We start from the raw sequence: 14,213 nt of genomic DNA, 5'->3' as shown, positions 1-14,213 counted from the left end.
ATATAAAAAACAGCACCCCGAAGGTTAGCAATTAACCAATGAGGTGCTGTTTTTCTATTTTTAAGATACCAACCCGTATTTCTCTTTAATCCTATCTAATTTATTAAGCATCGGTCTTGCAAGGACATACAAGAATATTACAGTTGCAGCCGCATGAATCAAATCAAAGGGTACACCTCGGATGCATGCAAGTACCAGTACGCTAATTGTAGGTTTAGCCTGCGTCATCATGACGGAAGAAAAGTTCATTATGAACCCATAAATGATAAACGTTGCTACGCCTCCAAACATACAAAGCGCAATGCGATTTCTTCGTAAAATCCCTTTTTTAAACAGTGCTCCAGCCAGAAATCCTATGATCCCAAAGGCGAACATCTGCCATGGTGTCCATGGTCCTTGTCCAAAAAAGTAGTTGGATACAAAACCTGTGACAGCACCAACTAGAAAGCCGGTTTCAGCGCCAAAGGCGATGCCAGAAATAATCACAATGGCTACGACGGGTTTGAATTGAGGAACCATGAAAAAGGCCATTCTGCCAAAGACTCCTATCGCACATAGGACCGCAATGACGACAAGCTCTCTTGCCTGCGGCTTGCGTCCTTCAAAAATCAACGTGAAAGGGAGCATCGTTTCCAAAATAACTAGCATGCTAATAAAGTAATATTTTCTATCGTCCAGATAGTAAATGCCAAACCAAATGGTTAATGGTATTAATAAAAGTATCATCATCATGGCGGTCCATGTACGCTTGGATAGGCTTCTGTGTTCGACAGGTGTTTGCTCTTTAGGATCTGATAGGCTTGTATGAGCAATCTGTTTATCCATGGAACGAGGTAATCTTAATTTTGGCTTTGGTTCGAAATGAATGGGTTCTTCCCTGCCATTAAAGGCCTTTATGATGTCATTGGTCGTTACGGCCATTGGAATCAAATCTCTGGCCATTCGGCTAGCAGACGTCGTATAAAAGCTATTCCCAGCAAAGAATTCCCGAGGATTGCCCTCGGATACGATTGCTCCGTCAAAGAACAAAGCACATCTGTCGGCAAAGCTAGCGCAAAATTCGATATCATGACTGACCATAACAATGGTTGTACCTTGTAGCTTTAAATTGTTCAAAATCTCGGCAAACATCAATTTGTAATGTGCATCTAAACCTTTGGTCGGCTCGTCCAGAAGAAGAATGGATGGCTGAAGAAGCAATATTTTAGCAAGAGCCGCTCGTTGTTGCTCCCCTCCAGACAGATCATAAGGGTGGCGTTCGAGAAGTTCCTCTAACATGCACAACTCAGAAACCTCATCAATGGATTGTTGCACAGCATCCTTGCCCAGCTTGCTGTCAGATAGCATCTCAAGGAGATCAGCCCTCACTGTTTTTTGTACAAAAAGTGCTTGGGGATTCTGAGGGAGAACGCCTAGAAGCCCATTGAACTTCTCACTGTCTGAATACTTGTTAATTGGTTTCCCGTTCATATGAACAGTTCCACGATAGTGTTTGCGAAGTCCAGATATAAGGGAGAGGGTGGTTGTTTTGCCTGTTCCATTCCCACCTACAATCGCGTAGATTTCACCTGGATAGGCACGAAAGCTAAGGCCTTTCACAACATCAGGGGAATTCTTGTCATACTTAAACCATACTTCGTTCAACTCAATCGCCGGATTATCAATTCGCACTGGATCATCAGTAGGAAGTAGGTCTTTCGTGAATTCTTGCTGTTGTGCAAGTACATGTAAGAATTCTCTTCCCTCACGAACCGTAATGGGGCAAGAAAGCTGATTATTAATTCTTGCATATACACGTGTGGGTGTTGGCATCGCATAAAACATGTCGTGCTGTATAGCTCGAAGTTGCTCACCGACTTCCTTCGGTGTACCCGAATGGAGGATTTCCCCTTGATCCATCACGATAACGCGATCAGATAATGGCATAACTTCCTCGAGCCGATGCTCGGAGATAAGAATAGTGACGCCAAGTTCTCGGTTGATTTTACCAATAGCAGCTAGAAATTCGGATGCAGCGATAGGATCAAGCTGGCTTGTGGGTTCATCCAAAATTAATACCTTAGGTTGCATGACCATAATCGAAGCAAGATTCAAAAGCTGTTTCTGGCCGCCGGACAGTTCGCTCACTTGTTTATGAAACCATTCTTGTATGCCGAAAAAGCTTGCCATTTCAGCAACACGTCGACGAATTTCTAGCGTACTGTAACCAAGACTTTCAAGTCCAAAGGCAAGCTCATGCCAGACCTTGTCTGTCACAATTTGATTGTCAGGAGATTGCAGGACATAGCCGATTTGAGCGACCTGTATACGTCTTTCTAGCTCTTCTAGAGGTGTCCCATCAAATAAAATCTGACCGCTCCGTGATCCGTGAGGTGTAAGATCTGTTTTCAAATGTCGCAAAAGTGTTGATTTTCCGCATCCCGATTTTCCGCAGATGGTTATAAACTCGCCTTGATTTACGCCTAACGATACATTAGTTAACGCGTTCTCCATAGAACCAGGATAGGAGAACGTCAAATGTTTGATTGTAAAGATTTCCACTTGTAGTCCTCCCAAACGTTAATGGATAGCGGTATTGCACAAAGAATGGCATAGGAAACAAAAACACTCGTACTGAACACGGAGAGTTCTACACTCCGCATGGATGGGAAATATCGGAAATAGAGTGCTTTTGTACATGCTCCAATAATGAGATAACCCCCGGTTAAAACAATAGCTATAAGTGCAGCTTTATCGCGGCTATCCCATGTAAATATTGAAAACGCGGTTCTTCCTTGCAAACCATACCCACGGCTTTTCATCGAATCAGCCGTTTCAATGGCATTTTCAAGCATCCAGGTCACCATGATAGACAATATCCGTATCCCATGCATGATTCTACTGATCACACTGCCATTGGACACATCTCTGCCGATACATCGTTGTGCATGGGAAACGATGGTAAGTTGTGCTTTGAATTTGGGTACAAATCGTAGCACCATTGAAAAAATTAACGACATTGCAGGAATGATTCTCCCGAATAAATAAATGAATTTATCAGAAGTCATAATGGCGTTATAGCAGGAGAACCAACAAATGACTGTTACGAACATGGCTGCTGCTGCAATACCATATGTAATGGATTCCAGAGTAAGGGGATTACCATTATGTAAATAGGTTATAATCGTGACTCCTTCATGGTTAAAGGCAGGATTGATGAATGCTGTCATTACAAGTAAAGGAAGCATATATAGAAAATTAAATTTGATGGCTTTGCTTCTGTTGAGGTAGATGGAGTATGAGAAAGCAAAGGTAATGGAAATAGCAAGACATATCGGATGCATGAAAACCATAGAGAACAAGATAACTAATGTGAAATACAGAAAATTAACGATCGGGTGGAAGCTGGAAAAAGAATCTTTCATTGCTTTTTACCACCGCCTGCTGAATTATAGGTATCACCTACGTCACGTCCTAAATCGCAAGAGTAAACCCACTCAATGACATCGCCTTGTTTAAGTTGATAGCGACTGCTTCCATAATTAGGAAACCAGCCATTTACCTTATACATCCATCCAGAAAGCTCTCCACAATCAAATTCGTATAAATTATGAATGCCTTCAATGTAAGCGGAATTGTACATCGGTGTATTCACAAATTCCATATGAATTTTGTTTTTCTTCATTTCTCTTTGGAGCACATTAAATACCGATTCACCTTCATAAAAAGTAACTTGTTGGGCTTTGAAAATAATACCGTCTTTCGGCACAAGCTCAACCTTTTCGGGATCAAGTAATTTCATATTATTGAGAATCGTTAGACAGCTTACGGAAAGCGTGACTGTCATTTGCTTGTCAGAAATTTTCGCATTCTGCGGCTCAATGGGAAGTGGCTTTCCTTCCGGAACAGGTTCGGTAAGGTATTGGTCTTTACCCGTCTTAGGGTCTATTCCCATAGCTGGGCTTGCGCTTGGTTCGGTTGCCTTGGGTAGATCTGGTTGGCTACCGTCCCCATCTTTACCCGACTTAGCAGGGGGCTCCACCGCCTGAGTCGAGGCAGTTGGAGCTGGGGATGGGGATACAGATGCAGGTGCAGACGGAAACGCCTCAGTCGGACTTGCCACCGGTGTCTCGGTACTTGAAGATGCATCGGGTGATGCTGTGGGAGCTGGCGATCGTTCAGAGCTCGGTTCAGTCACTGCGGGTGATGCTACTGCTGGATTGCTTGTTTCTAGAGCGATGGTAGACGTCTGATCGGCTTGCTGCCGCGGCATCCCACTACTGAAGAAGGCTATGATCAAAACGGTCATAATGATCGCCGCGGCAATGATTTTATTTTTGGTTAATCGCATTAGTTCGCCTCTTTAATAAGTTTCGCTGCAGTGAGTAAACGGTAAAGCATCTCCGCTATTTCAGCTCGAGTGACAGATGTAGAAGGCTCAATATTCAGCATATCCTGCGATAATAGATGTTCTCGATAGCTAAAGGCTAGCGCATTCCTCGACCACTCGGATGTTTGTGTGTAATCCCCAAATTGAGCCAACATATCTCTCGTTTCAGCTGGGCTCAAAGCTGTATCCATGCCAGAGAGCTTTGCCGCATTGGTGATCATGACGGCAGCTTCCTGCCTTGTAATCGTATTGTTTGGTGTAAAAGTAGTCTCTGACGTTCCGCTTACGATGCCATAATAATACGCGGTACCAACATAGTCCGCATACCAGTCAGAAGCTGTGACATCGTTGAATGTGGCTCGCTCTTGTATAGGAAGGCCGAGACTCTTGGTTACAATGGTCGCAAATTCGGCACGAGTCATTGTTTGATCGGGTGCAAATTCATTGTCCGTCAAACCATTAATAATTCCTCTTGATGCTAGAGAGGCAATAGCTGCTTTGTTCGCATGGTTGGTAATATCGGAGAAAGATGGATTCGCAGCGATGATTGGCATCACTTTGATATCCTTGCTCTTGTTAGCTAAACCGTTACTGCTTACTTGGGTAAGGGAAGTAGATAATTTTACATCGTTCATTCGGTATAAGCTGCTCTGACCCGATAAGATTCGTTGCACATTCACAAGTCCATAGAATGCCTGCTCTGTTGACATGCCGGATACTCCGCTGCCATCAGTGGTATGCTGGAATCCCTGTCCTTTTGAATAAAAGGATAGTAAATCATCAACAATTGTGTTGCCATTTTTAACAAAACGATTGTCGTGCAGGTCAATTCCAAGCTCACAAAGCGCCATCAGTACTTGCACGGTGCTCTCTGAAGTACTTACACCTAAGCTAGCATAGCCGCCCTCATTATCCTGTATGCGAGATAGAAGTTTAATGGCATTGTCTATTGCTACTTTCACTTTTGGATGGCTCTGATACTTGGATAGGGCCTGCAAGGCCATACCCGTAATATCAGGATCTGCCGACACGCCCGATAGTGCAAATCCACCATCCTGAAGCTGATTCGATAAGATTTCATCTATGTACATGTCTCGGGTAGCCTGCGTTTTGGCTGTTGGATTGACAGGTATAGGGTAATTACCGCTGTCCAGCGCAATTAGCGCGAATATCGGCCCATTGATCCCTTGCCATATCGTTTTATCGAAGTCGCCGAGCGGCGTGAGCAGATTATAGCCACTGACGTTACTGGGATCCGCTCCAATTGCCGTTAAGGCTATAACCAAGCGGGAGTATTCCGTATACTTTTTATCATGAAGATTGCCATTCAACGCTTTCACATAGGTCTCTACGCCTCTATAATAATCGTCGTAATAGCTTTGCTGCACGTTATAGGAGGAGCGAGCAAGGCCAAGTATGGCCCATTCACCGCCGATAGAACCAACTTCTGGTTTCTGTACAGTTTTAAGTAAATACTGCGCTGTATCCTGTACAGCATTGTCTACAACTGCATTCGAGTTGGCTGATACAGGAACGATGCTGAGACTGCTTGCAAATAGGAATAGAGCCAAGAATAGGGTGAAAATCCTATAATGTAGTTTCATTGTTATCCTCCTAGTAAAATGATAGGGATGGTGAGCATACAAAAAAGCCCTTGAATTGAAAAATCAAGGGCTGTGATGTCAATATGGGTCGTAGACAACGAAAAAAGCACCCCCTCTATCGTCCGTAGAGTTTGTGAATACACATTAAGGCTGGTCTCCTGACTCATGCGTCAACGCTTCTCTAACCTTCCCGGTATAGCTTCACCAGTGGCAAATCATAGAGTCGCTCGTCATTTACAGTGGCGGGACCGTGCTGGAATTTCACCAGACTTCCCAATTAAGCATTACCTACTTATCGTAAGCATGCACCTTAACTTTCAATTATTTAATTAGTTTAATCATATATATAGTTGAATTGTTTGTCTATGGAAGTTTACTAGCAAATGACCTCCGAGCTAAGGCAATTCACACAATATGTGTTACAATATTCAAAATTAAAACAGCTACTGATTCGGATTACAGTGGGAGGGACAAAGCCATGACGTTACAACAATTAAAATATGTGATCGAGGTCGCGAACCGTGGATCAATTAATGAGGCTGCCAAAAGGCTGTTTATTTCCCAACCAAGCCTTTCAAATGCGATTCGAGATCTGGAAGAAGAAATCCAAATCTCCATCTTTGATAGATCCAATAAAGGGATATCACTTTCGAAGGAAGGTGTTGAATTCCTAAGTTATGCGCGCCAAGTCGTCGAGCAAGCAGAGTTATTAGAAAGTCGATACCTCAATGCTAAGCCTTCTTCGCAGCATTTTTCTGTGTCGACTCAGCATTATGCTTTTGCAGTAAATGCGTTCGTAAGTCTGGTTTCGGAATATGGTCAGGATGAATATGAGCTAGCATTACGTGAAACCAAAACGTATGAAATTATAGAAGATGTCAAAAATTTGCGCAGCGAGATTGGCATCTTATACTTAAATGAGTTTAACAGTAAGGTTATAAATAAACTGCTTAAAAGCGCGAATCTGCAGTTCAACAGTTTATTTATCGCCAAACCGCATATATTTATCAGCATTAAAAACCCCCTCGCCAAGCAATCCATCGTGACGATTGACCAACTTCAAAACTATCCATATTTGTCTTTTGATCAAGGGGAGTACAATTCCTTTCATTTTGCCGAAGAAATCCTCAGTACGATGTCGCATCAGAAGAGCATCCGCGTGAATGACCGGGCGACGCTTTTTAATTTATTGATTGGTTTGAACGGTTATACCATATCGACTGGAGTCTTAAGCTCAGATTTGAACGGCAATGAGATTATTCCTGTACCGCTGGATTGTGATGAAACCATTAATGTGGGTTGGATTTCACATAGCCATATATCGCTATCCAAGCTTGGAACAGCTTATGTTGAAGCACTCCAACAAGCTATTGCCCCTATGGCATTCTAATATAGCTTTTAACTATATCTAGATATACATTATTCCAGTTACGCTATAACTTCTTCTGCATGGTATCTTTTGTATAACAAATTGCAGAGGGGTTTTGTCAGATGGTAAGAAGTAGTAGTTTGGGATATCCGCGTATTGGTGCTGACAGGGAATGGAAGAAAGCGCTTGAAGCCTTCTGGGCAGGCAAGCTTGAAGAGTCAGAGTTTGAGTTACAACTGCAAGAGATTCGTTTAAATCACTTGCGCAAGCAGAAGGAAAAAGGCATTGATCTTATTCCGGTTAACGATTTCAGCTATTATGATCATATCCTTGATACAGCTGCTATGTTTGGCATTATTCCTGAACGTTTTGCTTTTGAGGGGGGCGCAGTGCCCTTGTCCGTTTATTACGGAGTTGCCCGAGGAACGAAGAATGCTACAGCAAGTGAAATGACGAAGTGGTTTAACACTAACTATCACTATATCGTGCCTGAACTGTCTGGAGCATCCCCGGTTATTACGGAGAACAAGCCTTTAATAGCTTACCGAGAAGCTAAAGAAAAGCTAGGCATTGAAGGAAAGCCCGTCATCGTTGGTCCTTTAACGTTCTTAAAGCTATCCAAAGGCTATAGCGCATCGGAGTTCGACACTTGGTTGCATACATTGCTTCCGTTATATGTACAAATTCTTAAAGAGCTTGCTGAAGAAGGCGTTCAATGGGTACAAATTGATGAGCCAATTCTCGTCACGAAGTTGAGCGATGCCGATGTTGCTAGACTGAAAACCATCTATGAAACGTTTACTGAAGCTGTACCTGGCTTGAACATTGTGTTGCAAACGTATTTTGAGTCGGTTGATCGCTACGCTGACATTATTTCGTTGCCAGTACAAGCAATTGGTCTAGACTTCGTTCATGGCCTTCAAGGAAACCTGGAAGCATTAAAAACCTTCGGATTCCCGGCAGACAAAGTATTAGGTGCAGGTGTCATCGATGGACGCGGAATTTGGAAAGCCTCCCTTCGTGAGAAGCTGGCATTGCTGGAAGAGATTACTGCACTTGTACCGGCGGAACGACTCATCGTACAATCGTCGAGCAGTTTGCTCCACGTTCCTGTATCGACAGAACGGGAGACGAAGCTGGAGCCGGTATTAAAAGAGGCTCTTGCTTACGCGGATGAAAAATTGACTGAACTTGTTCTTCTTGCGAAAGCCGTATTATCAGGCCGTGCAGAGATTGCCGAGGAATTGGAAGCATGTGATCGTGCACTGCAAGCACTTCAAGAGTCGGAGGCGCGCAGTCGCGACGATATTGGGCAGAAGGTTGTAGACCTTCGTGTTCAGCAGCCTGAACGTTCCCGTCCGTTTGCCCAGCGTCATGTTGCACAACAAGCGAAATGGCAATTGCCACTGTTCCCTACAACGACGATTGGGAGTTTCCCACAGTCTGCAGAAGTTCGTAAGGCGCGCCAATTATGGCGTAAAGGCGAGTGGAACAATGAGCAATATGCTGCATTTATCCGTCAGCAAATCGATATCTGGATTAAGCTTCAAGAGGAAATCGAATTGGACGTGCTTGTGCACGGGGAATTTGAGCGTACGGATATGGTCGAGTTTTTTGGTGAAAAACTTGCAGGCTTTGCATTTACGCAAAACGGTTGGGTGCAATCGTACGGTTCCCGTTGCGTGAAACCGCCGGTGATATTCGGGGATGTAGCTTTCACGGGTGAAATGACGGTCGAAGAAACCAAATATGCACAGTCACGCACTAGCCGCCCAGTAAAAGGCATGCTGACCGGACCTATTACGATTATGAACTGGTCATTTGTCCGCGACGACATCCCACGCGAGGATATCGCCTACCAACTTGCCTATGCGCTTAGACAAGAAGTAGAGGCACTTGAGAGTGCTGGCATTGGCATGATTCAAGTTGACGAGCCTGCTGTTCGTGAAGGACTGCCGCTGAAAGAAGAGGAACATGCCGGTTACTTGGCATGGGCAGTTAAAGCTTTCCGCATCGCCACATGCACCGTACAAGACACAACACAAATTCATACGCATATGTGCTATTGCGAATTTCATGACATGATTGATTCGATCGAGGCCATGGACGCCGACGTTATTTCAATCGAAACATCACGCAGCCACGGTGAATTAATTCATAGCTTCGAGTTGAATACCTACAAGCTAGGCATTGGTTTGGGAGTATACGATATTCACAGTCCACGCGTGCCAAGTGTAGAGGAAATGACGGGCATGATCGAACGCGCCCTGCGTGTGTTGGATCCTAAGCTATTCTGGATTAATCCGGATTGCGGTCTGAAAACGCGCGGACTCGAAGAGACGGTTGCTTCCTTGCGCAACATGGTGGATGCAACGAAAATCGCACGTGACAAGCATGCTGCTCTCATCTAGATCGTTTGAGACGTATTGGAACCAATGACCAACAAATCGATTCTAAGGAGTTAGCTAAAGTGGAGCAATTACGTAAACAAGATCCTAAAATTGTTGAAGCGATGAATCTGGAGCTTGGCCGTCAACGCGACAAAATCGAGTTGATCGCTTCTGAAAACTTCGTAAGTGAAGCTGTGTTGCAAGCGATGGGAACGGTTTTGACGAATAAATATGCCGAAGGCTACCCAGGTAAACGTTATTACGGTGGTTGCGAGCATGTCGATATCGTTGAAGACATCGCGCGTGATCGTGCCAAAGAACTATTTGGCGCTGAGCACGTTAATGTGCAGCCACATTCCGGCGCACAGGCTAACATGGCTGTATATCTAGCTGCTCTTCAACCAGGGGATACAGTTCTTGGTATGAACCTAGCGCACGGTGGTCACTTGACGCATGGCAGCCCTGTTAATGCTTCCGGCATATTATATAACTTTGTTCCTTATGGAGTTAGTGAAAGCGATTCGCATATTGATTACAACGAGGTGCGTAAGTTAGCATTCAAGCATAAGCCACGTATGATCGTGGCTGGTGCCAGCGCATATCCGCGCACGATCGATTTTGAAGCTTTGGCATCTATCGCGAATGATGTGGGCGCGTTGTTCTTCGTGGACATGGCGCATATCGCCGGACTTGTTGCAGCAGGCTTACATCCGAGCCCAGTGCCACACGCGCATTTTGTTACGACGACTACACATAAAACGCTTCGCGGCCCCCGCGGCGGTATGATCCTTTGCCGCAAGCCTTGGGCGGCAGCGATTGACAAAGCGGTGTTCCCTGGTACGCAGGGCGGACCATTGATGCATATCATTGCTGCGAAAGCTGTAGCTTTCGGCGAAGCGCTCGAACCTGCTTTTAAAACGTATGCTCAACATGTTGTAACGAACGCCAAAACATTATCAGAAGCGCTTCTGGCTGAAGGTGTTGATCTTGTGTCCGGAGGTACGGATAACCATCTGATGCTCATCGACCTTCGCAGCCTGAATATCAGCGGTAAGGAAGCCGAACACTTGTTGGATGAAGTAGGTGTAACGGTAAATAAAAATGCGATTCCTTTTGACCCTGCTAAGCCGATGATTACAAGCGGAGTTCGTATCGGTACACCGTCTGTTACCGCCAGAGGTATGGATCAGGCAGCTATGAAAACCATTGCTAGAATCGTCGCTTTAACATTGAAAAATCCATCGGACACAGCTGTGCATGAACAAGTGCGAGGCATGGTAAAAGATCTAACTGCGCAATTCCCGCTTTATCCAGGCTTAAGCTATTAAATTTGCACGTACAATATTGCCCTATCGTATGGGCACAGTATTTGATCTTTGGATCAAATACTTTTTTTATTTCGGGGCGTGATTCCTCAACAACCCAGAAAGCGGAGTGTATCTTATGGAACAAACACCCAACCTTATCGTTGATTTTAATCAGAAAAGATTGAAATTTGAGAAACCTCTTCAAGTTTGGCAGACTCATAAATTGGAAGACATTAAAGGAATATTCGAGAACGTACAAGAGGCTATCGCTGAGCAGTTCTATGTGGTTGGGTATGTCTCGTATGAGTGTGCACCTGCTTTCGAGAATCGACTCAGTGTTTGTAAGCCTAACCCGGAATTTCCCTTATTGTGGTTCGGTGTCTACGATAAACCAGTGGAAGAAGATGTTATAAGTGAGAAGGGGGACTATTCTGTATCTGACTGGCGTTCAGGCACTGGCCGTGTAGAGTATGACGACAACATTGAACGGATTCATGAAGCGATTGCTCGAGGTGAGACGTACCAGGTCAATTATTCAACGCGCCTGCAGGCACATTTTAGCGGAGATGATTTTGGCTATTACGAAGATTTGAGGGAAGTCCAGCAAGCTAATTATTCTGCCTATTTAAATCTGGGGAGATATCGAATCCTGTCTGTTTCACCCGAACTGTTCTTTCACTGGGATGGGGATGTTATTCGTACAAAGCCGATGAAAGGTACTTTACCCAAATCGGAGAGCAAAGAAGCCTTGTTCGAATCTGAAAAAAACCGGACTGAGAACGTAATGATTGTGGATCTACTTCGGAATGATTTAGGCCGGATCGCCAAGACAGGTACCGTTAAAGTTCCAAAGCTATTTGAAATCGAGGAATATCCTACCCTGTTCCAAATGACCTCTACCGTAGAAGCGAATACAAAGCCCGGGGTCAATCTATTCGATGTTTTCCAAGCCATGTTCCCCTGTGGGTCAATAACCGGAGCCCCTAAAATGTCCACCATGGAAATTATATCATCTTTAGAAAAGGAGCCACGTCACATTTATTGTGGGGCTATTGGGCTTGCTGTGCCTGGTGAAGGCATTACATTTAACGTAGCTATCCGTACAGTTCTTGTGGATACGTATACGCAATTGGCCGAGTATGGAGTAGGAGGAGGGATTATCGCCGATTCTACCGCTGAGGATGAGTATGAAGAGATGAGAACGAAATCTAGTGTGTTGACTTATCGGAATGAACGGAATGAACGGATTGATAAGAAGCGGGTTGGTGATCATAATGACTTATGAGTTCTCTGGTGCTTTGCCAAATCAACATATCGTATTATCAAAAGAATGTCTGATTGAAGAAGCCAACTGTGTCCTGATTTTTGCCTTCTATCAAGGTAAATTGGTTCTTGCTAGACATCATTCTCGCGGTTGGGAATTACCAGGAGGAACTAGGGAGGTAGGCGAGACTGTTATACAAACGGTTATGAGGGAGATGTATGAAGAGACAGGGGGAGAACTCGCTTCCATTGAAAGGATTGGACAGTATTTAATTTTTGAAAATGACAGTCTTGCGTTTGTGAAAAATGTATATATTTCAAATGTTAGTATTCTTAGGGAGTTGCCGGGTGGATTTGAAACGAATGGTGTCATGCTGGTAGATACAATTCCGAATCAGCTTGAGATTATGAATGATCCGACATTTAGTCCCTTACTGAAAGACAATGTCTATTTGATTGTTTCCGAATGGATTAAGGAGCATAGCTTTGCCCATTGCTAATCATTTACCTGATTAGACTTCCTAATTACGGGTATGTGACAAATAAGGAGCAGTCCAGAGGACTGCTCCTTTACATGTTATTGATTTGGCGTTCAAGAGCAGCCTTGTTTAAAAGTTGAAGGAATCGTTGTAAGGTAATTGGAGATGTAAACCGCAAAGTAACGGTATTTTTTCACAAGATAGTGTCACTTTTGTAACCGTATTCTTGGTATGCTTGGAACAACAAAAAGCAAGGAGATGAAGTGGATGCTGAAGGTAGCAATCATTGGTGCTGGTGCGATTTCGAAGGCGCATATTGAAGCGTATTTACAATTTCCAGAGCGTTGCACGATTGTCGCGATTAGCGATATTTATGAGGATAAAGCGCAGGAACGCATTGATCAGTTTGAGCTGAAAAATGCGAGGGCTGTGAAGGATTATAAAGAGTTGCTGGAAGCGGATATTGATCTCGTGTCCATCTGTACGCCACCGTATACGCACGCTTCATTGACGGTAGAGTTTCTAGAAGCAGGTTCGCATGTGATGGTGGAGAAGCCAATGGCTTCCTCGCTTGAGGAATGCGATCTGATGAATGAGGCTGCGCAACGGACAGGAAAGATACTATCTGTCGTGGCTCAGAATCGCTTCAAAACGCCGATGATGAAAATGAAATCGGTGCTGGAAAGCGGCCTCATGGGCAACATCGTCCACACGCAGGTGGATTCTTTCTGGTGGCGCGGCCATTGTTACTATGACCTGTGGTGGCGCGGCACGTGGGAGAAGGAAGGCGGCGGCCCAACGCTGAATCATGCCGTGCATCATATCGACGCCCTGCTCTGGATGATGGGCAGCCCGACGGAAGTGCAAGCGTTCATGAGCAATGTGTCGCATGATAACGCGGAGGTCGAAGACCTCTCGATCGGGATGCTGCGCTTCGCGAACGGATCGTTAGGACAGATCACGAGCTCGGTCGTGCATCATGGCGAGGAGCAGCAGTTGATTTTCCAAGGAGCGAAGGCACGTGTGTCTGCGCCATGGAAAGTGAAGGCGTCGAACTCGACGTCGAATGGTTTTCCAGAGCCGAATACGGAGCTGGAGGAGGAGCTGCAAGCTTTGTATGATGGGTTGCCAGAGGTGATCTATGAGGGGCATGTCGGTCAGATCGACAATGTGTTAACGGCGATTGAAACCGGCACACCTGTGCTGATTGATGGGATTAGCGGGCGTCAAACGTTGGAGCTCATTACGGGTATTTACAAATCAGCGAGCACGGGTGAGCTTGTGAAATTCCCGCTAGGAGCGGAAGATGCCTTCTATACGAGAAGCGGCGTGCAAGCCAATGCGACCCATTTTTATGAGAAGAATACGTCGATTGAAAATTTTGCACCACAAACGATTACAACAGGTAGTTCATTTAAATAAGAGGAGACTT

At 44.7% G+C, this 14,213-nt stretch carries 10 protein-coding genes and 1 riboswitch; of the genes, 6 read left to right on the top strand and 4 right to left on the bottom strand.

Annotation, left to right across the window (positions count from 1 at the left end; translation table 11 throughout):
- Positions 1-60: 60 nt before the first annotated feature.
- From HQN88_RS37345 to HQN88_RS17420, 4 genes are read right to left on the bottom strand one after another with little or no spacing between them, the layout of a single operon-like run.
- Positions 61-2,541: an ATP-binding cassette domain-containing protein gene (locus HQN88_RS37345; protein ID WP_173114616.1), complete on the bottom strand. Its 2,481-nt coding sequence runs from the start codon at positions 2,539-2,541 to the stop codon at positions 61-63.
- Positions 2,514-3,404, bottom strand: coding sequence for an energy-coupling factor transporter transmembrane component T (locus tag HQN88_RS17430; RefSeq protein ID WP_173114613.1), 891 nt, complete (start codon positions 3,402-3,404; stop codon positions 2,514-2,516). Before HQN88_RS17430 ends, HQN88_RS37345 begins: the two co-directional genes overlap by 28 nt.
- Positions 3,401-4,330, bottom strand: coding sequence for a DUF4430 domain-containing protein (locus HQN88_RS17425; protein WP_173114610.1), 930 nt, complete (start codon positions 4,328-4,330; stop codon positions 3,401-3,403). The genes HQN88_RS17430 and HQN88_RS17425 overlap by 4 nt, the downstream gene beginning before the upstream one ends.
- Positions 4,330-5,973 (bottom strand): S-layer homology domain-containing protein, encoded by a 1,644-nt coding sequence (locus tag HQN88_RS17420; RefSeq protein WP_173114608.1) that lies wholly within the window; start codon positions 5,971-5,973, stop codon positions 4,330-4,332. Before HQN88_RS17420 ends, HQN88_RS17425 begins: the two co-directional genes overlap by 1 nt.
- 131 nt (positions 5,974-6,104) lie before the next feature.
- Positions 6,105-6,301: riboswitch (cobalamin riboswitch) on the bottom strand.
- Between the two features lie 150 nt (positions 6,302-6,451).
- On the opposite strand from HQN88_RS17420, the gene HQN88_RS17415 reads away from it, so the two are divergent.
- The 6 genes from HQN88_RS17415 to HQN88_RS17390 all read left to right on the top strand — a co-directional run bounded on the left by HQN88_RS17415 (position 6,452) and on the right by HQN88_RS17390 (position 14,203).
- Entirely contained in the window at positions 6,452-7,363 is a 912-nt protein-coding gene (locus HQN88_RS17415) for a LysR family transcriptional regulator (RefSeq protein ID WP_173114606.1), read from the top strand.
- A gap of 101 nt (positions 7,364-7,464) precedes the next feature.
- Positions 7,465-9,753, top strand: coding sequence for a 5-methyltetrahydropteroyltriglutamate--homocysteine S-methyltransferase (gene metE, locus HQN88_RS17410; RefSeq protein ID WP_173114603.1), 2,289 nt, complete (start codon positions 7,465-7,467; stop codon positions 9,751-9,753).
- A 59-nt stretch (positions 9,754-9,812) separates the two neighbouring features.
- Positions 9,813-11,060 carry a serine hydroxymethyltransferase gene (gene glyA, locus HQN88_RS17405; RefSeq protein ID WP_173114601.1) on the top strand — a complete coding sequence of 416 codons (1,248 nt, stop codon included), beginning with the start codon at positions 9,813-9,815 and terminating at the stop codon, positions 11,058-11,060.
- 115 nt (positions 11,061-11,175) lie between these two features.
- Entirely contained in the window at positions 11,176-12,324 is a 1,149-nt protein-coding gene (pabB, locus tag HQN88_RS17400; RefSeq protein ID WP_173114599.1) for an aminodeoxychorismate synthase component I, read from the top strand.
- Complete coding sequence (locus HQN88_RS17395) at positions 12,314-12,802, top strand: NUDIX domain-containing protein (protein ID WP_173114597.1); 489 nt, start codon at positions 12,314-12,316, stop codon at positions 12,800-12,802. Before pabB ends, HQN88_RS17395 begins: the two co-directional genes overlap by 11 nt.
- Before the next feature lie 246 nt (positions 12,803-13,048).
- A complete protein-coding gene (locus HQN88_RS17390; RefSeq protein WP_173114594.1) occupies positions 13,049-14,203 on the top strand; it encodes a Gfo/Idh/MocA family protein in 1,155 nt (384 codons plus the stop codon).
- Positions 14,204-14,213 lie beyond the last annotated feature (10 nt).

It is taken from the genome of Paenibacillus qinlingensis, assembly GCF_013204845.1.
Taxonomy (GTDB): domain Bacteria; phylum Bacillota; class Bacilli; order Paenibacillales; family NBRC-103111; genus Paenibacillus_E; species Paenibacillus_E qinlingensis.
Note: the sequence above shows the minus strand (reverse complement) of the source record. Positions and strands in the feature narration are given on the sequence as shown.